We start from the raw sequence: 23,783 nt of genomic DNA, 5'->3' as shown, positions 1-23,783 counted from the left end.
TATTGAAGTACATGGCCATGCGTTGTCATATTTTAAATTTGTAAAACAGGAGACTTGGATGAAAAAGAATGTTGGTGAAGTATTTACAGTAGAGCGTGTAGAACAGGCTGGTACAGGATATAGCTACCATCTGGTCAAACTTGACGGCGGGTTGTCTTTGATCGACATGGATGTGGTATCCCAGTCATCTTTATCCGGAGGGCCTGTAAAACGGGTATTCAGCTTTGCAGGCATGAAGCCGGGGAAAGCAGTATTTCAACTGGCAAAATTCAGAGTGTTTGATCTTTCCAATGCTTTGTACGAAGAGGAAATGACCGTTGAAATTCAGCCTGCAGCAGGAAGCGCTAACAATGCCAATATGGTGGGCGGCTGGAGTGAACAGAAACCATTGACCAAAGAGGACAAGGCCGTATTTGACGAAGCCTTGACAGGCTTTGTCGGCGTTCAGTATGTACCGGTTTCTGTGGCAACTCAAATTGTTGCGGGTATGAATTACCGTTTTATTTGCGATGCAAAAATAGTCATTCCCAACGCACAACCTTATAAGGCAATGGTTGAAATACATAAACCACTGCAAGGAAAGGCGATGATAACCAATATTCACCGCCTTCCATAACGCCGTACATTCACAAAACAGGTGTGCAACATGCTTGTTTTGTGAAATAGAAGGGAATAATTCCCTGTAAAAAACAATTAACAGACTGGTCAAGCAAGTATTGATCCAGTCTGTTATTCAATGAAGTACGGCGTGCAAGGGCTTAAGAGCGTGCCAGTTCTTCTTTAATGGTGGTTGCCAAAGCCGCAATTGCTGTATTGATCTGTTCCACCGATGCGGTAACATAAGACAAGCGCATGTGGTTTTGTTCCGGGGCATTGGCGTAAAACGCTGCGCCGGGCACATAGGCCACATTGTGGGCAATGGCACGCGGGAACATGTCCATGGTGTTGATCTGCTTGGGCAGATCCAGCCACAGGAACATGCCGCCAACGGGTCGTGTCCATGTCACACCCAGTCCGGTCATTTCACGCTCCAGCGCTGCCAGCATGGCATCGCGCTTTTCTTTATAGAGCGCGCGAATGGTTGGCACGTGCTGGTCCAGAAAACCGTCTTTAATGACTTCATACACAATGCGCTGGTTGAAGGTCGGGGCGTGCAGGTCTGCGGCCATTTTGGCAAACAGCAGTTTGCTGAAAATGGATTTTGGCGCAACCAGATAGCCCATGCGCAGGCCTGGTGCCAGCACCTTGGAGAATGAGCCCAGATAGATATTTTGCTCAGGTGCGCGCGAAGTCAGCGAGGCCGGTGGCGGCGCTTCAAACCACAGGTCGCCATAAGGGTTATCTTCCACCAGCGGAATGCCAAGCTGCTGTGCTTCCTGTGCCAGAGCGGCACGGCGCTCATCATTCATGAAGCGGCCGGTTGGGTTCTGGAAATTGGGCAGAACATACATGAAGCGCGCTTTTTGTGCGCCGGTTCCGGCTTTTTCCCTCAGGTCTGCAGGGATGGGGCCGCAGTCGTCACTTTGCACACTGTCCACGACCGGCTCCATGGGGCAGAATGCCTGCAGGGCCCCCATGTACGTGGGCGTTTCAACCAGGATACGGCTGCCGCAGTCCAGCAATACTTTGGCAATCAGATCCAGCCCTTGTTGCGAGCCGGTTGTGATGATGACCTGATCGGCATCCACTTTCATCCCCTGTTTTTTCAGGTCGTTGGCAACCCATTCGCGCAGTGGGGCGTAGCCTTCGCCGGCGGAGTATTGCAAGGCGTCAGACCCTGCACTGGACAGCACCTGCTGGCAGGCACGCGCCATCATTTCAACCGGGAACGTCTGTGCGGCTGGCAAACCGCCAGCCAGCGAAATGATCTGAGGGTTTTCTGTCAGCTTGAGCAACCCCTGGACGATGCCCGGATCAAATGATTTAACGCGTTGTGCTAGTGTCCATTCTGTCATGCTAATTCCTGTTTTTATATAAAAGTGAGATGATGAAATGTTTTGTTAATGATAGTGCGGCCTTGAAAACTGCTTATTTCGGTATGGCATGGCGTTTGCCAATCATAACGACCATCACAACGGCCGCGGCAAACAACAAAGCGGTCGGGTCAAACGCTTCTCCCAGCAGGGGAATCGCTATCAGAATGCTGAGAAAGGGTTGAAACAACTGCAACTGGCTGACGCGCAACGGCCCACCCAGGTGAAGCCCACGGTACCAGGCAAAAAAGCCGGCCCACATCGAAAAAATACCGGTATAGGCAAAACCGATCCAGGCACTGGTTTCCACCGGGGCTTGCGGCCAGCTCATGAGCGTGCCCGGAATGGTGATGGGCAAACCAAGGATGCATATCCAGCAGATGGTTTGCTCTGCACCCAGTGCCGGGGTGACACGTGCGCCGTATGCATACCCAATCGCGGCAAAAATGATTGCAGCAATCAGGTACAAGTCTGCCGTTTCCAGCGCAAAACCATGCCCTTGCTGATAAGCGCGCAGCATCGAAAAGCCCATGGTCAAAGCGGCGCCCAGAAAGGCACAGACCCAGAACAGCGGGCGTGCCCTGAGCTTGAGAATGCAGGCCACAACAATGGCCGTTGCCAAGGGTGCCAAAGCGGTGATAACGGCGGCGTGTGTTGCAGATACCTGCCGCATGGCCAGCCCCAGAAACAGGGGCCAGCCAATGACATTGCCCACGACCGCCAGGCTCAGCGATGTCCATTGCATACGCCCTTTGGGCCAGGGGGAGCGTACAGCCGCCAGAAAGATGATGGAAAGCATGCCGGCCACAAAGGCGCGCCCGAATGCAATGAACCATGGAGAGAGTTGCGGGTTGGAGGCATCTCCGGTTGCCAAGCGCGTCATAGGTACCGTTGCTGCAAAAATAGCAACACCTAAAAAACCAAGCCAAAGTCCACGGGTTTCACTGCGCATCATCAACGGGAATCAAAAATAAAAGTGTTTTGTATGAAGGCTTTACTTTATAAAAAGAAACCAGTACAGTCCCAATACAGTAATGCAATCAATTCCTGACTCTGTATTGGTTAATTTACCAATACAGAAGGGGAAAGGATAAAGATCAGATGTTAACGAGAACCTCTTCCCAAACATTGACCGAACAACTGGTCAACCGGTATACATGGCAGATTCAGGAGGGTGTGCTGCTGCCGGGTGCGCGTCTGCCTTCTGTGCGTGAGTGTGCCCGGCGCCATGGCGTCAGCCCGTATACCGTGGTTGCCGCTTATGACCAGTTGCAGGCGCAAGGGTTGGTGGAGGCGCGAAAGCAGCGTGGGTTTTATGTGCGCGATGTGTCGCATGACCTGCAGCATAACCATGCTGCGCACAACCGGTCTTCTGCCAATAGCGCGGATGTGCATGCGCCGGTTAATGCGGTGGCATTGATTCGTGGCATGATGCAGCCGTGGCCGGGTTTTCAGGACCGCCCGATGCCGGGTTCCGGAGCGCTGCCGGTGGAATGGCTGGAGAATTCATTTTTAGGCATGGCTTTGCGCCGCGCCAGCAGTGCCAAGCTGTTCAATGACATGAGCCTGCGTTATGGAGAGCCTGCCGGAGACCGGCTGCTGCGTGAAATGCTGGCGCATCGCCTGGCGCAGTACGATGTGGTGGCGCATGCAGACCAGATTGTGACGACCATTGGCGCCACCCAGGCGCTGGATATCATCACGCGCACATTGTTGCAGTCGGGTGATGCGGTAATGGTGGAAGAGCCCGGCTGGTCGGTGGAGTTTGCGCGGCTGGTTTCTTTGGGGATGCGCGTGCTGCCGGTGCCGCGTGGCCCGCAGGGGCCCGACTTGAGCGTGGTGCAGCATTATTGTGAAGAGTTTCATCCGCGCCTGTATGTCAGCGTCAGTGTGCTGCACAACCCGACCGGTACCTGCCTGTCGCCGATGACGGCGCATCAAATGCTGCAACTGGCGCAGCAACACGATTTTTATATTGCAGAAGATGATACCTATGCTTCTTTTGCCCCAGCACACATGACGCGTGTGAGCGTACTCGATGGATTGGTGAGGACGATCTATGTGGGCGGTTTTTCCAAGATACTCGCGCCCAACTGGCGCGTAGGCTATCTGGCTGCTGCGCCGGCGCTGGTTGACCGGCTGATTGCCACCAAACTGATTTCAACACTGACCACACCTTCGCTGATGGAGCGTGCACTGGCATACAGCCTGGAGCAGGGGCAGGTGCGTCGCCACGCCGAACGGCTGCGCGAGCGGCTGGATGCTGCACGGGTGCGCAGTGTCCGGCTGGCGGAAAAAGCCGGCTGCCAGTTTATTTTTGATCCGGCTGGTCTGTTTGGCTGGGTGGATACCGGTGTTGATACGGCAGCGCTTGCGCAGCGCATGGCTGATATGGGCTGGCTGCTTGCGCCGGGTGCGCTGTTCATGGTCAACTCGGGCGCTTCTACCTATATGCGTATCAACTTTGCAACCTCCCAGGATGCCCGGTTCTGGCAGGATTTTGAGCGTGCACGCGATGCCATGTGCAGCAAAGCGGCTCAAAACAGGGGCAAAGTATCGCCCTGATCAAGTGCCGTGGTGTTTTGTTCCGGCGAGTAGGGCGTCAGCGTGCCTATCCGTACCCCCAGCAGGCGCAGTTTCCGGCTGAACTCAATGCGTTTAAGGCATTGGCCTGCCACTTGCCGGATCACTCTGGCGTCCCCCGTAGGGTAGGGAATGGTGATGGCTCGCGTTACGGTCTGAAAGTTGTCAAACTTCAGCTTCACGCCAATATTGCGCCCGACAAAACCTTTTGCACTCAGGTCTTTGGCGACCTGCTGGCACAGGCGGGTGAAGGTTTCCCCCAGCAACTGTTTGTCGCGTTTGACGTGCAGGTCGTGTTCAAAAGTTGTTTCGCGGCTGACACTTTGTATCAGCCGTTCGGTTTCTATGATGCGTTCATCATGCCCCAGTGCCGTTTCGTGCAGCCAGACGCCATAACGGTGCCCGAAGTGCTGCATCAGCGTGGTGACAGGTGTTTGGGCCAGCTCGCCAATGGTGATGATGTTCAGGTCATGCAGTTTCTGGGTGGCACGTGGGCCAATGCCGTTGACACGCGCCACCGGCAGCGGCCAGATGCGCTCAGGAATATCCTGCGCGCGCAGCAGGGTCAGGCCATTGGGTTTTTCCAGGTCGGAACACAGTTTAGAGAGGAGTTTGTTGGGCGTAATGCCAATAGAACAGCTCAGTTGCGTGGCCTGTCTGACGTTATCCTTGATTGCCTGCGCAATGCGTCTGGCGCCGGCCATAGGGTCGGTTGGGGTGGAGGCGTCAATGCCGGGGATATCAGTCAGGTCAATGTAAATCTCGTCAATTCCACGGTCTTCAATCACCGGGGCAATCTCTCGCACGGCAGCTTTGAATAAACGAGAAAAATGCCGGTAGCGGTCAAAATCTGCCGGCAGTAAAAATGCATCTGGCGCAAGCGCCGCAGCTTTCATGATGCCCATGGCCGAGTGAACCCCAAACGCTCTGGCTTCATAAGTGGCCGTGGTGATGACACCACGCCCGGTATAGTCTTTCAGGCGTGGCCATTGGGCCAAAGGCAGATCTGTTTCGGTGACCTCTCCGGCATGTCTTTTGCGTCCGCCGATGACAACCGGCAGGCCTTTGAGTTGCGGGTAACGTAACAGCTCAACAGATGCGTAAAAAGCATCCATATCTAGGTGAGCGATGTAACGTTGTGGACCGGTCATGGTTGTTATTGCTTTGCAAAGTACAGAATCGCTACGTTGTAGGGGGAACAACCTGTATGCGGATTTCCTGTAGGGAGATACCGGTTTTTCCCAGTGATTGCAGCATGAGGGGCTGCAATTGGCGTAGTTTAGCTGCCACAGCAGCATTATCGGCTAAAAGTACCCAGTAAGCATGAGGCGCGGCTGCGGTTTCGCCGCCAGAGGCGGGCGTGGTGTCGGTGCCAAATTCTACCGGGCCGGCATGTACGGCTTTGCGCATGGCCGGGGCGATAAGGGGTAGTACAGCCTGCAGGCATTGTTTCGATAGTTGCAGGCGCGCAGTTAATTGTGTCAGTGCGGGGGACTGGTCAAGCACTTGCTGAACAGTTCGGGCACCGGGATGACGGGATTTCATAAAAAGACGAACTTTTGCAGGTAAAAATGCACAGATATATGTGAAATATAGCAGTTATGACCAGATAATTGGCTACAGGCTGTAAAATCGACAGATTGACTGGGTGGCAGGTGGCAAACCCCTTAAGGTTTAAAGTCTGACATATTATTTAGTTTTTAATTGAAAGAACACCGGGGGTGATGCCTGATGGATCACCTTCGAGCATTATGGCCAATTTCCTTACCAAGATTTTCAGTAGTCGCAATGACCGTTTGTTGAAACAGTACCGCAAACTTGTTGCCAAGATCAACGTGCTGGAGCCTCAACTGGAAAGCCTGACAAATGAACAGTTGCGGGCGAAAACAGATGAGTTCCGTGACCGGCTGCAAAAGGGTGAAACTCTGGACAGCCTGCTGCCCGAAGCGTTTGCTGTTGTGCGGGAAGGCAGCAAGCGGGTTCTTAAAATGCGGCATTTTGATGTGCAGATGCTCGGTGGCATTGCGCTGCATCAGGGCAAGATTTCGGAAATGGGCACCGGTGAAGGTAAAACGCTGATGTCCACATTGCCGGTGTATCTGAATGCGCTGGCCGGTAAGGGCGTGCATGTGGTGACAGTCAATGATTACCTGGCACGGCGTGACGCGACGGATATGGGGCGGCTGTATAACTTTCTGGGGCTGACGGTGGGCATTAACATGGCCTATATTCCCAAAGAGGACAAACAGGCTGCTTACGCTGCGGATGTGACCTATGGCACCAACAATGAGTATGGGTTTGACTATCTGCGCGACAACATGGTTTATGACAAGAATGAGCGTGTACAGCGTAAGTTGAACTATGCGATTGTCGACGAAGTGGACTCCATTTTGATTGACGAGGCCAGAACGCCGCTGATCATCAGCGGTCAGGCTGAAGACCAGACAACGCTGTATCTACAGATGAATCAGATTGCACCGCTACTGAAAAAGCAGATTGGTGAAGAAGACCCGCGTACCGGTGAAGGCGTGATTGAGCCGGGCGACTTTACCATTGATGAAAAATCGCGCAATGTGACGCTGACGGATCAGGGCTACGAAAAAGCGGAAAGCATTCTGGTACAGCAGGGGCTGATTACCGAAGGCGCGTCGCTGTATGACCCGCAGCATATTGCGCTGATTCACCATTTGTATGCAGCGCTGCGTGCACATAATCTGTATTTCCGCGACCAACACTATGTGGTGCAGGATGGCGAAGTGATCATCGTGGATGAATTCACCGGGCGTTTGATGCAGGGTCGGCGCTGGTCGGAAGGGTTGCACCAGGCGGTGGAAGCCAAAGAAGGGGTGAAGATTCAGGCCGAAAACCAGACCATGGCCTCGATCACATTCCAGAACTACTTTCGCATGTATGAAAAACTGGGTGGCATGACCGGGACGGCAGATACCGAAGCGTATGAGTTCCAGCAGATTTATGGTCTGGAAACCGTTATTATTCCACCGAACAAACCCAGCCAGCGGGTGGACAATCTGGACCGCGTGTATAAAACCTCTGATGAACGATATGAGGCGGTGCTGGAAGATATTCGCGAATGCTACCAGCGCGGGCAGCCGGTGCTGGTTGGCACCACATCGATTGAAAACTCGGAGCTGATTTCCGCGATGCTGACCAAGGCCAAGCTCCCGCATCAGGTGCTGAATGCCAAACAGCATGAAAAAGAAGCGCATATCATTACCCAGGCCGGGCGTCCGAAGATGATTACCATTGCGACCAACATGGCTGGCCGTGGTACCGACATTGTGCTGGGGGGCAATATCCAGAAAGATATTGAAGCCATTGAGGTGGATGAAAGCATTTCAGACACAGAGAAGGCACAGCGTATTCAGGCTCTGCGTGATGAATGGAAACAACTGCATGAGCAGGTGATCAGCCTGGGCGGTTTGCGCATCATTGCGACCGAGCGTCATGAAAGCCGTCGTATCGATAACCAGTTGCGTGGCCGTTCAGGGCGGCAGGGTGATCCGGGGTCATCGCGCTTTTATCTGAGCCTGGATGATCCGTTGCTGCGTATTTTTGCCGCAGACCGGGTACGTGCGATCATGGAGCGTCTGAAGATACCGCGCGGCGAAGCCATTGAGGCGGGCATTGTGACACGCTCTATCGAAAGCGCACAGCGCAAGGTCGAAGGGCGCAACTTTGACATCCGCAAGCAGTTGCTGGATTTTGATGATGTGGCCAATGACCAGCGCCGTGCCATATATGAACTGCGCAATGCAATTCTGGACACCGAAGATGTGACGGAGCATATCAGTACCATGCGCGAAAATGCGGTGACCGATATGGTCCGCATGTATGTGCCTGAGCAAAGTCTGGAAGAACAATGGGATCTGGCCGGGCTTGAGCGTGCCTTGCACGATGAGTTCCATCTGGATGTGTTCCTGAAAGCCATTATCGGGGACAGCTCGGATTTTGATGCGCAGGACTTGCTGGAAAAAGTACTTGAGGCTGCCAATGAGGCCTTTAACGGTAAAGTGGAACTGGTAGGGAAAGCCAATTTCATGCCTTTTGAAAAAGCGATTCTGCTGCAGACACTGGATAACGACTGGCGTGAGCATCTGGCTGCACTTGATTATCTGCGTCAGGGGATTCACCTGCGCGGGTATGCCCAGAAGCAGCCTAAGCAGGAATACAAACGTGAGGCATTCCAGTTGTTTGGCCTGATGCTGGACCGGGTCCGCGATGAGGTCACGCGTGTGCTGATGCGGGTCAAGATCCAGATGCCGGAAGAACAACAACCGGTGAACCTGAGTGCGCCACCGGCACCTGCTGTACATAACCTGACGTATACCGCGCCGACCGATACGGGCGGGGTTGAGTCATTGACAGACCCGTCCACCATGGTGAATGATATTTACGCAGGCGTCGGGCGCAACGATCCCTGCCCGTGCGGCAGCGGCAAAAAATTCAAACAATGCCATGGACGGCTGCGTTGATGCGTGTCTCTGTTTTGAAAAGGGAAAAGGGGCGCAAGCCCCTTTTTTCATGTACGCTGAATTTAAAGTAAAAGTAAAACGCTGACATCAGCGCAGGCGTGACAGAAGGCATCAAGTTGAATGTGCTAAATGGATGCGATTTTTATTACGGCAGTACAGCTTTTGACCACGCAAACTATTTAACGGGCAGGCGGCTGTAAGCGTTGTAAAATAATAAACTTTGAGAGGTCATAAAGGATATCAAAAATGGCGGTTAATCTCAGCACTCCTGATCCCAAGGCAATTTTCCCCGTAGCTGGTGTCAAACTGGGTGTGACGCAGGCGGGTATACGCAAGGCGGGGCGAAAAGACCTGACGGTGATTCAACTGGCTGAAGGCAGCTTGGCTGCCGGCGTTTTTACGCAAAACCGTTACTGTGCGGCACCGGTACAGGTATGCCGGCAGCATCTGGCGCAGAGTGCCGCGGTACGCGCACTGGTGATCAATACCGGCAATGCCAATGCCGGAACAGGGGAAGCCGGACTGGCTGCGGCGCAACAAAGCTGTGCGGCGCTGGCTCAGCTTTTGAAGGTCAATGCGCAACAGGTGTTGCCTTTTTCAACCGGGGTGATCATGGAAATGCTCCCGGTAGATCGGTTGGTTGCTGGATTGCCTGCGGCGGTTGCTGATGGGCGTGAAGCCGGCTGGATGGATGCTGCGACCGCGATCATGACGACCGATACCATCCCCAAGGCGGCATCGGTACAGATTGAACTGGATGGTGAGACGGTCACGGTGACCGGCATCAGCAAAGGTTCGGGCATGATTCACCCGAATATGGCGACCATGCTCGGGTTTGTGGCAACGGACGCCAAAATTTCAGCCGAGGCATTGGAGCAACTGGTGCAACAGGCTGCCAATGCATCATTTAACCGCATTACGGTAGATGGTGATACGTCGACCAATGATTCGTTCATTGTCATGGCAACCCAGCGACGTGGAAAGACGGTGATTGACAGTTTGGCTAGTGAAGCAGGCCGGAAACTGTATGCTGCGGTGAAACAGGTGGCGCAGACGCTGGCCCAGGCCATTATCCGTGATGGTGAAGGTGCGACCAAATTCATTACCATCACTGTTGAAGGTGGGAAAAACGAGCAGGAGTGTGCCCAGGCGGCATATGCGATAGCCCATTCACCCCTGGTGAAAACCGCATTTTTTGCCAGTGACCCGAATCTGGGGCGCATTCTGGCAGCTGTGGGTTATGCGGGTATTGCAGACCTTGACCAAAACCAGATTGAATTATTCCTTGATGATGTGCATGTGGTGACCCGTGGCGGGCGTCATCCGGATTATCAGGAAGAAGACGGACAGCGTGTCATGAAACAAGCAGAAATTGCAGTGCGGGTGCAACTGGGGCGCGGTGCGGCATCAACAACCGTATGGACGTGTGACCTGAGTCATGATTATGTATCCATCAATGCGGATTACCGATCATGACACCGGAATTGAAAGCGTTTTTATTGCGGGCAGAGGAGTTGATGGTGCGCATTGAAGATGCGCTGCCCGGACCATTGCGTGCGCCGGACTGGAATGCATCTACAGCATTCCGGTATCGCAAGCGAGCATCAGGCCATGGCGTGCTGGAGCCGGTGCGGCATGTTGCTGAAATTCAATTGAGTGATATTGCAGTGACCGATGCGCAGAAAGAACGGCTGGTACGCAATACGGAGCAGTTTGTACAGGGCCGGCTGGCTAATAATGTACTGCTGACCGGAGCGCGCGGGACGGGGAAAAGTTCCCTGGTGAAAGCCTGCCTGAATGCTTTTGCAGGCCAGGGGTTGCGTCTGATTGAGGTGGACAAGACTGACCTGATGGATCTGCCTGACCTGGTCGAATGTGTAAGCGAACGGCCGGAAAAATTCATTATTTTTGCCGATGATCTTTCGTTTGATGAAGGCGAAGTGGGTTACAAGGCGCTGAAATCTATACTGGATGGCAGTGTCAGCGCAACAGGTGCCAATGTGTTGATCTATGCGACATCCAACCGGCGCCACCTGATGCCTGAGTACATGTCAGACAATGACAGCTACCGCCATACCGCAGATGGTGAGCTGCATCCGGGTGAAGTGGTTGAAGAGAAAGTATCTTTGTCCGAGCGCTTTGGCCTGTGGCTGAGTTTTTATCCGTTTAGCCAGGATGAGTATCTGGCGATTGTCCGGCAATGGTTGCTGCATTTTGAGGTGTCACCCCAGCATATTGAACGGGCGAATGCTGAAGCGCTGGTATGGGCTTTGGAGCGTGGATCGCGTTCAGGACGGGTGGCCTACCAGTTTGCGCGTGATTATGCCGGGCGTGCCCAGGCAACGGAAAGATCTTTTTGATGAACAGTGAAAAAACGCAAAAGCGGATTGATGTTGCTGTAGGTATTTTAATTTCTGCTGATCGCCAGTTATTGCTGACGTCACGCCCGTCAGGAAAGCCCATGGCCGGTTACTGGGAGTTTCCCGGCGGTAAGCTGGAAGCGGGGGAAACGGTGGAGCAGGCGTTGCGCCGCGAGCTGCAGGAGGAGCTGGGGGTACTCATCGGTGCGGCACAGATATGGAAAGTAACGGAACATGATTACCCGCACAATCTGGTTCGGCTTCACTGGTGCAAAGTGAATGCCTGGACAGGAGCGTTGCAGATGCGTGAAGGACAGCAATTTGCCTGGCAACATCTTCCTTTAACCGTAGCACCTGTTTTGCCGGGTGCATTCCCGATCTTGGACTGGCTGTCAGCAGAGGGGGTTTACGGTTCTTCCTGCTGAGGTGAATCCGGGTCTCCTTTTTCGCTGATCCGGTAGTTCTCGCTGGCCCATGCCCCCAAGTCTAGTGTATAGCAATGTTCACTGCAAAACGGACGCCAGCGGTTGTCTTGGCTGTATAACGTCGTTTTACCGCAGCGAGGGCATTTGACTTGGCGTGAGGTAGGGGGTGTGGCCATTGTTTTTTCGCTTTTATTCAGGGCAATAACAGATCACTGACACAGGTTCAGGCACACAATGCAAATTCAAAATCAACATCTTCTTTGACGGAGAGTAATTTCCAGTTGGCATCCTGTCTGACCCAGCGTAATGAAATCAACAGGCGGTTGGCGCTGATTTCCGGCAATAAGCCTGTACGCTCATCAATCATAATGCGCAGGAGCTGGAAAGTACGACCAGGGGGTAACGAAAGTTCAAACTGCCCCTGTGTTGCCAGGGCTTTTTGAAAAATACCACCATCACGCAATAATTGCAGCAGGTTGGTCACCGAATCAGCCAGAGGAGCCATTTGTGCGACCCATCCATAAAGATTGGCCAGACGCTCCTTGGCCGGGTAATGCAGCCAGGCATGGTAGGCCGGCAGGTCGAACTCACACGTACCCCCTGGAATGGACATGCGATTGCGGACCGCCATCAGCCATTCGTTATTGGCAAGTTCGGTGCCGGCCCGGATGCTGCCCTGCTGGTTGAGGGAGTCATAGCATGCTTGCAACTGGCCAATGACTTGGGCCAGCGTTTCTTCCGAAATGGCCGGGTTGCCGTGCAGTGAATTCAGCATTTGCTTTTGCTTATCCAGCTCAGTCAGAATATCTGCCTTGAGGTCTGAGCGGGAAGCCACATCCATGATTTCAAACAAGGTATGCAAAGCGTAATGGTGGTCGATCAGTTCTTCACGCCTGATCAGTGTTCCCAAATAAACAAACAGGCGCTCCAGCCTGAGCCAGGTACGGATACGTTCATTGAAGGGGTGTTCGTAAAGAATCACAAAAGACCTTTATTTCAAATGCGTAGGGACAAAGCTTATTTTGACATATTGTGCACAATCTGATGCATGCATGTGTATTGCAGGGTATGTGTATGCTAGTTTGCGGTTGATCGGCCTGCTGGTTAAGCCGTGCCGGGCTGGCGCCACCGGTCCAATATGCCTTGAACCTGACGCTCCAGTTGAGCCAGTGTGATATCGTCATTGACAATCACATCGGTGGCAATGCTCAGGCGTTGTTCTCGGCTGGCCTGTTGTGCAATGACGGCCTTGACCTGCTGGGCAGACCAGCCGGAACGGGAAACTACGCGCTGAACCTGGGTCTGCTCCTGACAGTCGATGACAAGGATGCGTTGCAGACCTTGCAGCCAGACACTGCCAGGTGCAAGCAGTGGAATATCAAATACGACGACATCGGATTGATGAGCATATTGCGTAAATTGTTTTTCGGCTTCTTCCCGGATGAGAGGGTGCAAAATAGCTTCTAATTGCTTTTTATGAGAAGGAGAGCTAAAAATCAGTTCTCTCAACCGCTGGCGGGATAAGCTGCCATCCGCGTCAAATAACGTATGGCCGAAGACAGCTTTGATGTGCGGGATGGCCGCACCTTGAAGCTGGGTCAGATGGCGTGAGATCTGGTCAGTATCAATGACGGGAATACCCAGACGCTGAAAAATAGCGCTGACGGTGCTTTTTCCGCTGCCTATGCCGCCTGTCAGGCCAGCGCGCAATGTTGTCATTGCACAGTCTCCTTCATCATGTAGAAATGATCAAACGCTCCTGAAAATATCTCTATTGGGTCTTTAGAAAAAGAGAAAAGGAAACCATGCTTGAATTCGGCTGGGTGAACAGATCAAAATGAGAAGGCCTGCCCCGGCAAGAAAAGGGCCGTAAGGAATATATTTACCTTCAAACAGGCCGGTTTTACTTTGAATGGCCTTCAGTGTCAGACCGGTAACTGCCCCTACCAATGAAGACGCCAGCAAAATAGGTAATAGAAATTCCCATCCAAACCACGCACCCAGTGCGGCCAGCATTTTAAAGTCGCCATTGGCCATGGCGATACGCCCGGTTAACAGCTTGAACAGCGTAGCCACGATCCATAAAATCATGTAACCAAATACAGCACCCCACATTGCACCGGCTACAGGGATACTCCAGCCTGTCAAGGCTGCCAGCAAACCGGCCCACATTAATGTCAGGCTGAGAGAGTCCGGCAGCCAGGTGGTATCCCAGTCGATCATGGCAATGGCGATATTCATGGCCACAAAAAAACACCACAGAATGGTTTGTATGGTGGCTCCATAGTGCCAGGCGACCACACCAAAAAGAATGCCAGTTAACAGTTCGATCAGAGGATAACGGAAGCTGATGCGTGCCTTACACGATGAGCAGCGGCCACGCAGGAATAGCCAGCTGATGACAGGAATATTTTCCCACCAGCGGATTTTGTGACCACAATGCGGGCAGGCTGATGGCGGGTAAGTCAGACTAAATGACTTTTTTGGCGCAGTTTCTGTGGCAGAGACCGCAATGCCCTGGCTCCAGCGGAATGTGTGCTGACAATTCGGGCAGGTTGATGATAGCGGGAGAAAGTCCAGATCAGCGTTGCCTGTGATTTTCTGTTCAATGACTTCTGCAATGGCCTCATCCTGATCGCGTTCGATCATCTTGGGCAGGCGGTAAATCACAACATTGAGAAAGCTGCCGATCAGCAATCCCAAAATGACAACAAGAGCCACGAAGGCCCCTGTCGGTAAAGCAATTAGCGCTTCAATCATTACATGATATTTCCGAGGTTGAAGATCGGCAGGTACATGGCAACGACCAGCGCCCCAACAACACCCCCAAGAAGAATAATGATCAGTGGTTCCATCATTGATGACAGCCCCTTGACCATTTCGTCTACTTCTGCTTCATAAAAATCAGCGACATTGCCCAGCATATCATCCAGCGCGCCGGACTCTTCGCCAATGCCAGTCATCTGCAGCACCAATGGAGGGAATACATCGGCAGTGCTCATTGCCATGGTCAGGCTGGTACCGGTGGTTACATCCTGCTGAATTTTACGGGTTGCCTCCCGGTAAACCGCGTTGCCAGAGGCTCCTCCCACTGAATCGAGTGAATCTACCAATGGAACCCCAGCGGAAAACATGGTGGCCAGTGTTCTTGTCCAGCGGGCAATGACAGATTTGGTGACCAATGGGCCGAACATGGGCATGTTCAATAAGAATTTATCGATGCGGTTACGCAGTTTTTCGGAGCGTTTATATGCTTGAAAAAAGAAGTAGCCACCACCAATGATAATCCCCAGCATGACCCACCAGTAAGCCACAAAAAATTCAGACATGCTCATGACAAACTGGGTTGGTCCAGGAAGTTCTGCTCCCATGCCTTCAAAAACGGTTTTAAACGTAGGGATCACAAAGATCATCATCACTGCAACCACAACAATCACCGCTAAAATGATAACGGCAGGATACATGAGGGCGGATTTGATTTTGCGCTTAAGGTCTTCCGTTTTTTCAAGGTATTGCGCCAAGCGGTCTAACAGGCCTTCCAGAATACCGGCGGCTTCCCCTGCTTCTACCAGGTTGCAGTAGAGCGCATTGAATTGCATTGGGTGCTTGCGAAAAGCATTGGCCATACTGGTACCGGTTTCAATGTCTTTACGGATAGAGTCCAGCAGGCGTGACATGCTGGGGTTGGGGTGCCCTTGCCCGACAATGTCGAAGGCCTGCAGCAAAGGAATACCGGCCCGCATCATGGTCGCCAATTGCCGGGTAAATACGGTAATATCCGCAGTCGTGATCTTTTTGCCACGGCTGGTGCGGCGTTTGCGTATTTTGGTGACAATAATGCCTTGCCTGCGAAGCTGTGCGGTAGCCGCAGCTTCACCACGTGCACGCAACTCACCCTTGATGACTTTGCCGCGCCGGTCTTTTCCGGTCCAATCAAAATACAATTCTGGCACTTGTCTTGATCTTGCTGTGGCCATATATCACTCCCGTTCCCTCGAGTATATTGCAACTATTATATAAAATTCCCAATCGGCACCATTTGTTTTATTCGTTGGTGCACCCTTCCACTTCCTCCAAGGAGGTTAATCCTGCTTTGACTTTGACCAGCCCCGACTGGCGTAATGTTCTGATGCCTTCTTTGATGGTTTGCGCTTCAATGTCCATGGCTGTGCCATCAGAGAGAATCAGGCGCTGAATTTCTTCTGAAATTGGCATGACCTGGTAAATACCTACCCGGCCTTTATACCCATTATTGCATGCAGGACAACCAACCGGGCGATAGGGCTGCCAGGTGCCATCAATTTCATCCGGGCGAAAGCCGGCTTGTACCAGGGTTTGCCTTGGAATATTTGCCGGGACCTTGCATTTTGGACATAGGCGCCGAGCCAGACGCTGGGCCGTGATCAGTAGGACGCTGGATGCAATATTAAATGGGGCAACACCCATGTTGCGCAAACGGGTCAGGGTGGTGGGCGCATCGTTGGTGTGCAGCGTAGACATCACCAAGTGACCTGTTTGGGCCGCCTTAATCGCAATATCGGCCGTTTCTAGGTCACGAATTTCCCCCACCATGATGATGTCAGGATCCTGACGCAGGAAAGACCGTAACGCCGCCGCAAACGTCAACCCGGCTTTTTCATTCACGTTGACCTGGTTGATGCCGGGCATGTTGATTTCAGCAGGGTCTTCTGCAGTGGAAATATTGACCTCGGGTTTATTCAGCAGGTTTAAACAGGTATACAGCGAAACCGTTTTGCCGGAGCCGGTCGGACCGGTCACCAGAATCATGCCGTAAGGCCGGGCAATCGCATCCAGCAGGCGTTTCTTTTCTTCCGGCTCATAGCCCAATGCTTCAATGCCCAGTGTGGCAGATGACGGATCCAAAATACGGATCACAATCTTTTCGCCAAACAGCGTTGGCAAGGTGCTGACACGAAAGTCGATGACTTTATCTGCACTGATGCGCAGTTTCATACGACCATCCTGAGGAACACGTTTTTCCGAGATGTCCATGCGCGAAATCACTTTGATACGCGACGCCAGTTTTTCTTTAATGGCAACCGGCGGGTGGACAATTTCCCGTAACTCGCCGTCCACACGATAGCGGACCCGGTAAGAAAACTCATACGGTTCAAAGTGCAAGTCAGAAGCCTTCATCTCAATGGCGTCAACCAGCATCTTATGCAGAAAACGCACGATAGGCGCGTCTTCTTCATCAACTTCATCTTCCTGCGGTGGCGGTTCGTCTGCTGAAGCCGCGGCAATTTCACCAAAGTCAAAAGGCTCATTGCCAACAATCTGTTTAAGTGATTCGGTTGTTGATTTTGTCGCGCCGGTAACGGCTGTTTTAAGCTTGTCGGCTTCGGCAATGACCCAGTCTACCGGCATCTGCGAAGTAAATTTGATTTTTTCCTGTACTTCGCTCAGAGTCGGATCTGCAGTTGCCATAACCAGATTGCTGCCCCGGATACTCAGGGGCAGAATCTGAAAGTCTCTCATCAGTTTAACGTCAACTTTGTCCTTCGGTATTTTCTGCAGGTCAATGGCACTGATATCGACCAAAGGCATTGAAAACAATGTGGAGATGGTGTGCGCGAGGATGGCTTCATTGACAATATGGGCATCGATCAGTTCGCCAATGAAACTGCCATTTTTCCCATGGGCTTTCGCCAGCAATTGCTCAGCTTGCTGTTGTGTCAGTTGCTTTTCATCGATGAGCTTACGCGCGACAGGGGGGATTTGAATATTGCCCTCCTGTGGACTGGCAAAAGAAGTTGAATCAGCCATAACCGTTACAGGTAAAAACAAAATAACGCAAACTAAATGATATGCTAAATTAAGCGCAAAGCATAGGTTCGCAAGCAATATAAAGGGAGATACGTGTCAATCACACCTCAAAAATGCGCAAAAATGCACCAAAATAACAATTTATCTGCAACACAATGATGCAAAGTAAAAAGAAAGCATCTGTTGGTCAAGCCAGCCCTTTTCTGGCTTTGCCGCATCAGCTCTGCAGCTTTGTAAATGCTTCCTGATACTTCATGGCAGTTTGTTGCATGACCTGCTCGGGCAGGGTGGGGGCGGGAGGTTGTTTATTCCACGGCTTTCCGTCAATGCGGACGGCTTCCAGCCAGTCACGTACAAACTGTTTGTCGTAGCTGGGCGGGTTTTGTCCAGCAGCATGCGCGGTTTCATAGCCATCCACAGGCCAGTAGCGGGAGGAGTCCGGGGTCAGGATTTCATCCATCAGCGTCAACTGGCCATTGTCATCAATGCCAAACTCAAATTTAGTGTCGGCAATGATAATGCCTTTGGTCAAAGCAAAGGCTGCTGCCTGCTGGTACAGCTGGATGGAAATGTCCTGAATCTGCCGGGCTAAAGAGGTGCCAATGCGGTTGGACATTTCTGCAAAAGTGATGTTTTCATCATGCTCTCCCACTGCCGCTTTGGCGGCGGGGGTGAAAATGGGTTCTGGCAACTGATCGGCATTGTGCAGGCTCGCTGGCAAGCCAACGCCGCAAATGGTTTGAGATTGTTGGTATTCTTTCCAGCCGCTGCCGGCCAGATAGCCTCGCACCACCGCTTCAACCATGACCGGCTGTAACCGTTTAACCAGCATGGCGCGTCCTTGAACCTGGGGGATTTCCTCTTTTGTGACAACGGTCTGAGGGTCAATCCCTGTCAGATGGTTGGGCACAATGTGTTTGAGCCGCTCAAACCAGAACAAGGCCATCTGGGTCAATAAAATGCCTTTGCCCGGAATGGGCTGATCCAGAATGACATCAAAAGCGGAAAGCCGGTCGCTGGCAACCATCAGAATCTGGTGCTTTCCTACAGCATAGTTGTTACGGACCTTGCCTTTGGACAGCAAGGGGAGAGAAGAAATGGCAGGATCAAGAACGGTGGAGTTCATCATGGTCTTTCAGGCAGTCAAAAACACATGATGCATTTGCCAGAGTGTTGTTGTAAAAATGAAACACAAAGCAAATGCATACATGAGCAAAGTTCAGTTAAAAATGTGTTGTGCCTGTCATGAAGTCAACATGGCAGATACGCCAGAAATCATTTAATAACCTGGGTTAATTCACCTTTGGCATAGCGGGCGGCCATGTCTGTCAGTGCAATGGGCTTAATTTTTGCGCCTTGCCCCTCGCAGCCAAAAGCCAGATAGCGTGCTTTACAGACGGCTTTAGCGGCCTCGCGGGCGGGCTTCAAAAAGTCACGCGGGTCAAACTTGTCTGGGTTTTCCTGCAGGTATTTGCGTACAGCCCCGGTCATTGCCAGGCGAATATCGGTATCAATATTGATCTTACGCACACCGTATTTGATCGCTTCCTGAAGTTCCTCTACCGGAACGCCATAGGTCTCTTTCATATCGCCACCGTACTGGCGAATGATGGCCAGCAATTCCTGCGGTACGCTGGAAGAGCCGTGCATCACCAGGTGGGTATTGGGAATGCGGGCATGAATCTCTTTAACCCGCTGGATCGAAAGAATGTCGCCGGTGGGCTTGCGTGTAAATTTATAGGCGCCATGGCTGGTGCCAATGGCAATGGCCAGCGCATCCAGTTGCGTTTGCCTGACAAAGTCAGCCGCCTGTTCGGGGTCTGTGAGCAACTGCTCTGCGGTCATCGTGCCTTCGGCACCGTGTCCGTCTTCCTTGTCGCCTGTCATGGTTTCCAGAGAGCCCAGACAACCCAGTTCACCCTCTACCGTGACGCCTAACGGATGCGCCATCTTCACCACTTCCTGGGTGACTTTGACGTTGTATTCGTAGGAGGAAATGGTTTTACCATCGGCTTCAAGAGAGCCGTCCATCATGACGGACGAAAACCCGAGGTCAATCGCACCCCGGCAGACTGCGGGGTTTTGACCATGATCCTGATGCATGGACAACGGCACATGCGGGTAGGCTTCCACGGCAGCGCGGATCAGGTGTTTGATGAAACTCTCTCCTGCGTATTTCCGTGCGCCGGCACTGGCTTGCAAAATGACAGGAGCCCCTGCTTCATCTGCCGCAGACATCACAGCCTGAACCTGTTCCAAGTTATTGACGTTGAAAGCCGGAATGCCATAGCCATTTTCGGCGGCATGATCCAAAAGCTGGCGCATTGAGACAAGAGCCATGGTGAGAACCTCTCAGAAAAAGCGATACAGAAAAACCGCAGATTAAATAACCAATCTCTGCACCTGAAGGCTGCAGAGAATCATTGGTTTTATTTTACCGTTTTATCTAAAACGGCGTAAAAATGAGAGGTCTGCAGGTAATCCGGGCAGTAATGCCGGAATAATAAAATTACGCTACAGTATGTTTTATTCATAATTTCAACCACGATGCATTGCGAAGACATGAAATGTCTGTCAAAAACCATTTAAACAGAGTCTTCTGTTTGGCTGACTGGTGGCCGGGTCATTGGGGGGCAGAACCATGACTTCTGTAAAAGGCCTGCGTTTAACGCCACTGGAACGCCGTGCCAGCATCTCACTGGCGGGTATTTTTGCATTGCGGATGCTGGGGCTGTTTCTGGTGCTGCCGGTATTGTCTTTGTATGCCGATACATTGCCTGGCAGTAACAACTCGCTGTTGCTGGGTATTGCTCTGGGAATTTATGGCCTGACACAGGCATTGATGCAGATTCCTTTGGGGCTGGCAAGCGACCATTTCGGACGTAAGCGCATCATGGTGATCGGGCTGCTGATTTTTGCATTCGGCTCATTTGTGGCAGCCGAGGCAGAAACGTTGCGCATGATGGCTGTGGGCCGTGCACTGCAAGGTGCGGGGGCTATTTCTGCGGCCATCACCGCCATGGTGGCAGATACCACAAGGGCAGAAGTCCGCACCCGCGCGATGGCGATGATCGGCGCTTCCATCGGGTTGACATTTGCCTGCAGCCTGGTGTTTGGCCCCATTCTTTATGATCGCATCGGTATGGACGGGTTGTTCTGGGGCACCGGAGTACTGGCACTGCTGGCGATTGCGGTGGTGCTGTTTGTGGTTCCTGCTGAAGTACCCCGGGAAGATCAGGCCAGGCCGCAAAGTGACAAACCGCACTGGCGCGATGTGCTGCTGATGCCGGAACTGTTGCGTCTGAACCTGGGTATTTTTTTGCTGCACCTGATGCAGGTGGCTATGTTTGTTGTGATTCCGGTCGCGCTGGTTAAATATGTCGGATTGGCGCAGGGAGCGCACTGGAAAGTGTATCTGCCTGCACTGGTGGGCAGCCTGGCGCTGATGGTGCCCGCGATCATCATGGCGGAAAAATATGGCCGGATGCGCCTGGTGTTTATCAGCGCCATTGTGGTATTGCTGTGCACACAGACATTGCTGGCTTTGGGATGGGAAACCCCGACAGTGCTGCTATCGGCGGTATTTTTATTTTTTCTCGGGTTCAATATTCTGGAGGCCTGTTTGCCCTCGCTGGTCTCCCGTGTGGCGCCGCCACAGTCTAAAGGGCTGGCGTTGGGGGTGTATAACACCACCCAGTCACTGGGTTTTTTTGCCGGCGGTATTTTAGGCGGACATATCAGCGCCTTTTTTGGTAACAGCGTGGTATTTTCCGTATGTGCCATACTGGTGCTGATCTGGCTGGTGGTGGTGTGTATTGCGCCACCTCTGGAAAAAAGCCGGTTATTGCGCAACTCTTAAAATGCCCTGAGTGGGCGTTTTATGGCTGCCCTGGGTAATTTTTGATGGGTCAGGCATAATCTAGACAAGTATCAAAGTAAGTAACAGGAGAGCACAGGCTCATGGCATCGGTAAATAAAGTGATTCTGATTGGAAACCTTGGACGTGATCCGGAAATCCGGTACGCGGCATCGGGTTCGGCGATATGTAATCTGACGCTAGCGACGTCACGCCAATGGAAAGATCGCAATACGGGTGAGCGGCAGGAAGAAACCGAATGGCATCGCGTTGTGCTGTATGACCGGCTGGCCGAAATTGCAGGCGAGTATCTGAAAAAAGGCAGTTCCTGCTACATTGAGGGCCGTTTGCGTACCCGCAAATGGCAGGACAAAGAGGGGATGGACCGCTATACCACTGAAATCATTGCGGAGAGCATGAAGCTGCTGGGCGGCAGAGGCGATGGTGGCGGTTCCGGCGGCGGCAGTTATGATGGCGGTTATGCACCCAGAGCAGCACAGCAGCCGGCAAGCAAACCTGCTCCGGCGCGCCAGCCTGCCAGTTCTGCCAATGAAGGCTCGGGTTTTGACGATATGGACGACGATATCCCGTTTTAAACAAATCAGCGCAGAATGCCAAACCTTGCCAGAACGCTGGCAAGGTTTTTTTATGGGTTACAGTATGCGTAAAGCCGCTTGATAACCCCACCATGCCGCCTCTTCAAATACCGAATAGCCAGACAGATCGGAGTGCGCAAACAGCATGCGGCTGTTATTTTGTTGCAGCGCTTTGAATCCTTCGTTGTTCAAATAGCCCGGTGTCGGGCTGGCCATGGCATGGCCGCGCAGGGTAATGTCAATTTGTTGCAGATGCCGCGATAAATCGTCGGGGTAAGCCAGTTTCAGATCGCTGATGGCCTTGTCAACCAGTTTTGGCTCGTTGGCCTCTATCATCCAGTTGCGCACGGCTGAGGGTTCCGCCTCGTCCATCGCATAGTAGGCGGTGAAGGCCGTGCGTTCCGGCTTGGCCGCGCGGATCAGCTGGTGGGTGGAGACGACATATCCCAGTCCCGGCCCGTTGTGCACAACGTTATCCCAGGATAAAGGGGCGCCTTCTGACTCGTTGGGGAAAGAGGTGAATACAAAATTGGAAATCATCCAGGGGGCATATACCGGCATATGTATGGCCGGCTCAAAGCCGTATTGTTTGATATTTTGCACAACATGTGAGGCAATATACAGCGGCATGGCACAAATGACTTTTTGGGCCTGTACACGCACCGTTTGCAGTTGCTGCTGGTTCATGACGCCGATCAGCAGTTCCACATGATCAGGGTACTCCTGTGCCTGCAAAAGCGTTCCGGCCATGTTGACAGGGCCTATATCCAGTTGCGGCTCAAAAGCAGTCTGCTTTTGAAAACCGACAAAATCACGCAGCTTGTTGCTCAGCGTGGCCAGTCCGTCAGGCCAGGTCAGTACCGCGCCTTTGCCGGCGTGCTGGGCGTGTCCGGTACGGCAGGCGAAGTAGTGCAGCCCGGCCCATGCGGAAACTTTTTGAATACCCTGACCGTAATCGTCGCGGCAGCAGTAATTTAAATACCACAGCAGAGAAGGTGACTGGTAATGGTTGTCCTGCAGCCATTGTTGGAATGTCATGCCGTCCAACGCGCGCCACTCAGTATCCTGCGATGACAGCGCCAGCGGAATGGCAAACAAGGGCTTGCCATCGTTGCCCCTGGTCTGGCTGAGCTGCTCAACCAGCGCAAAAAAACGGGTGCTGTCCGCATCCTCCTGCGGCAACATGGTTTCCTGCCAGGTGCCTTTGTGCAGCAGTCTTTCTTCCGGTGCATGTACCAGTACCATTTCGTCGTATACCGGTGCCAAGGCATAGGGGTCGCTTTGCAGCACACCAATATCTGCGAGCATTTCACGGATGTGGCGCGATTCCTGCGATGGCAGTGCCAGATAGTGTGCGCCGCTGGGGTAATTGAGCTCCCGGTTGGTGATGCCTGCATTATTGCCATTGGGTTCGGGGCCTTCCAGCATGACAAAGCGGGTATATCTCTCACGCTTGAGTTTCCAGGCGGCAGTTAAGGCGGCAGCGCCACTGCCGACGATCATGACGTCACATGACCAGGTATGCTTGGGCGCAGGAAATGACCGATGATCACGTACCTGGTGCCCCATGGTGATGCCCGGACGGTGCACGTTGATCCGGGGCGGCTGGGGCCTGAGGTGGGTATACCAGTACCATGGAAAAGCACTGGCGGCCGCAAGCCCTAAAGCGTTGCCTGCCAGACGTCTGCGGGTCCATGTCGGTTCAGTCAT

The 23,783-nt window shown here is 52.7% G+C and carries 21 protein-coding genes; 8 read left to right on the top strand and 13 right to left on the bottom strand.

Going from position 1 to position 23,783, the window contains the following annotated elements; all coding sequences use genetic code 11:
- Positions 1-58 precede the first annotated feature (58 nt).
- Entirely contained in the window at positions 59-616 is a 558-nt protein-coding gene (locus tag AACY98_RS11630; protein WP_126980184.1) for a protease inhibitor I42 family protein, read from the top strand.
- 142 nt (positions 617-758) lie between these two features.
- Here AACY98_RS11630 and AACY98_RS11625 read toward each other — a convergent pair whose 3' ends face one another.
- Positions 759-1,955 carry a PLP-dependent aminotransferase family protein gene (locus AACY98_RS11625; protein ID WP_339805182.1) on the bottom strand — a complete coding sequence of 399 codons (1,197 nt, stop codon included), beginning with the start codon at positions 1,953-1,955 and terminating at the stop codon, positions 759-761.
- Positions 1,956-2,028: 73 nt separating this feature from the next.
- Positions 2,029-2,928 carry a DMT family transporter gene (locus AACY98_RS11620; RefSeq protein ID WP_339805180.1) on the bottom strand — a complete coding sequence of 300 codons (900 nt, stop codon included), beginning with the start codon at positions 2,926-2,928 and terminating at the stop codon, positions 2,029-2,031.
- A gap of 146 nt (positions 2,929-3,074) precedes the next feature.
- Between AACY98_RS11620 and AACY98_RS11615 the strand changes: the two genes are divergently transcribed.
- Complete coding sequence (locus tag AACY98_RS11615; protein ID WP_339805178.1) at positions 3,075-4,538, top strand: PLP-dependent aminotransferase family protein; 1,464 nt, start codon at positions 3,075-3,077, stop codon at positions 4,536-4,538.
- Here the strand turns inward: AACY98_RS11615 and dinB are convergent.
- Complete coding sequence (gene dinB, locus AACY98_RS11610) at positions 4,511-5,707, bottom strand: DNA polymerase IV (RefSeq protein WP_339805176.1); 1,197 nt, start codon at positions 5,705-5,707, stop codon at positions 4,511-4,513. The genes AACY98_RS11615 and dinB overlap by 28 nt on opposite strands.
- 31 nt (positions 5,708-5,738) lie before the next feature.
- Positions 5,739-6,101, bottom strand: coding sequence for a hypothetical protein (locus AACY98_RS11605; RefSeq protein ID WP_339805174.1), 363 nt, complete (start codon positions 6,099-6,101; stop codon positions 5,739-5,741).
- A gap of 203 nt (positions 6,102-6,304) precedes the next feature.
- Here AACY98_RS11605 and secA point away from each other — a divergent pair, with 203 nt between their 5' ends.
- From secA to mutT, 4 genes are all read left to right on the top strand, one after another.
- Positions 6,305-9,049, top strand: a complete 2,745-nt coding sequence (secA, locus tag AACY98_RS11600; protein WP_339805232.1) for a preprotein translocase subunit SecA — start codon at positions 6,305-6,307, stop codon at positions 9,047-9,049.
- 246 nt (positions 9,050-9,295) lie between these two features.
- Positions 9,296-10,525, top strand: a complete 1,230-nt coding sequence (argJ, locus tag AACY98_RS11595; protein WP_339805172.1) for a bifunctional glutamate N-acetyltransferase/amino-acid acetyltransferase ArgJ — start codon at positions 9,296-9,298, stop codon at positions 10,523-10,525.
- Positions 10,522-11,409: an ATP-binding protein gene (locus AACY98_RS11590; RefSeq protein ID WP_339805170.1), complete on the top strand. Its 888-nt coding sequence runs from the start codon at positions 10,522-10,524 to the stop codon at positions 11,407-11,409. The genes argJ and AACY98_RS11590 overlap by 4 nt, the downstream gene beginning before the upstream one ends.
- The gene (gene mutT, locus AACY98_RS11585) at positions 11,409-11,834 is read left to right on the top strand and encodes an 8-oxo-dGTP diphosphatase MutT (protein WP_339805168.1); all 426 of its coding nucleotides are present in this window, start codon (positions 11,409-11,411) and stop codon (positions 11,832-11,834) included. The genes AACY98_RS11590 and mutT overlap by 1 nt, the downstream gene beginning before the upstream one ends.
- On the opposite strand, the gene AACY98_RS11580 is transcribed toward mutT, so the two are convergent.
- From AACY98_RS11580 to fba, 8 genes are all read right to left on the bottom strand, one after another.
- Positions 11,816-12,010 carry a DNA gyrase inhibitor YacG gene (locus tag AACY98_RS11580; RefSeq protein ID WP_339805166.1) on the bottom strand — a complete coding sequence of 65 codons (195 nt, stop codon included), beginning with the start codon at positions 12,008-12,010 and terminating at the stop codon, positions 11,816-11,818. The two genes, mutT and AACY98_RS11580, sit on opposite strands and share 19 nt — an antisense overlap.
- 47 nt (positions 12,011-12,057) lie before the next feature.
- Positions 12,058-12,816 carry a cell division protein ZapD gene (zapD, locus tag AACY98_RS11575; RefSeq protein WP_126980194.1) on the bottom strand — a complete coding sequence of 253 codons (759 nt, stop codon included), beginning with the start codon at positions 12,814-12,816 and terminating at the stop codon, positions 12,058-12,060.
- Between the two features lie 122 nt (positions 12,817-12,938).
- Complete coding sequence (gene coaE / locus AACY98_RS11570) at positions 12,939-13,553, bottom strand: dephospho-CoA kinase (RefSeq protein WP_339805164.1); 615 nt, start codon at positions 13,551-13,553, stop codon at positions 12,939-12,941.
- 63 nt (positions 13,554-13,616) lie between these two features.
- Positions 13,617-14,555 carry a prepilin peptidase gene (locus tag AACY98_RS11565; RefSeq protein ID WP_339805162.1) on the bottom strand — a complete coding sequence of 313 codons (939 nt, stop codon included), beginning with the start codon at positions 14,553-14,555 and terminating at the stop codon, positions 13,617-13,619.
- Between the two features lie 38 nt (positions 14,556-14,593).
- On the bottom strand, positions 14,594-15,811 hold the full coding sequence (locus tag AACY98_RS11560; protein ID WP_126980197.1) for a type II secretion system F family protein: 1,218 nt from the start codon (positions 15,809-15,811) through the stop codon (positions 14,594-14,596).
- Between the two features lie 67 nt (positions 15,812-15,878).
- On the bottom strand, positions 15,879-17,621 hold the full coding sequence (gene pilB, locus AACY98_RS11555; protein ID WP_339805159.1) for a type IV-A pilus assembly ATPase PilB: 1,743 nt from the start codon (positions 17,619-17,621) through the stop codon (positions 15,879-15,881).
- 217 nt (positions 17,622-17,838) lie between these two features.
- Positions 17,839-18,747: a phosphoribosylaminoimidazolesuccinocarboxamide synthase gene (locus AACY98_RS11550; RefSeq protein ID WP_339805230.1), complete on the bottom strand. Its 909-nt coding sequence runs from the start codon at positions 18,745-18,747 to the stop codon at positions 17,839-17,841.
- 149 nt (positions 18,748-18,896) lie between these two features.
- Complete coding sequence (gene fba / locus AACY98_RS11545; protein WP_339805157.1) at positions 18,897-19,961, bottom strand: class II fructose-bisphosphate aldolase; 1,065 nt, start codon at positions 19,959-19,961, stop codon at positions 18,897-18,899.
- A 301-nt stretch (positions 19,962-20,262) separates the two neighbouring features.
- Between fba and AACY98_RS11540 the strand changes: the two genes are divergently transcribed.
- Entirely contained in the window at positions 20,263-21,480 is a 1,218-nt protein-coding gene (locus AACY98_RS11540) for an MFS transporter (RefSeq protein WP_339805154.1), read from the top strand.
- A 101-nt stretch (positions 21,481-21,581) separates the two neighbouring features.
- A complete protein-coding gene (locus AACY98_RS11535) occupies positions 21,582-22,073 on the top strand; it encodes a single-stranded DNA-binding protein (RefSeq protein ID WP_339805152.1) in 492 nt (163 codons plus the stop codon).
- Positions 22,074-22,130: 57 nt separating this feature from the next.
- On the opposite strand, the gene AACY98_RS11530 is transcribed toward AACY98_RS11535, so the two are convergent.
- Positions 22,131-23,783 carry an NAD(P)-binding protein gene (locus AACY98_RS11530; protein ID WP_339805149.1) on the bottom strand — a complete coding sequence of 551 codons (1,653 nt, stop codon included), beginning with the start codon at positions 23,781-23,783 and terminating at the stop codon, positions 22,131-22,133.

Origin of the sequence: Saezia sanguinis, from assembly GCF_963921665.1 — a bacterium.
Lineage (GTDB): Bacteria > Pseudomonadota > Gammaproteobacteria > Burkholderiales > Burkholderiaceae_C > Saezia > Saezia sanguinis.
This window is presented reverse-complemented; position numbering and strand designations above follow the sequence as displayed.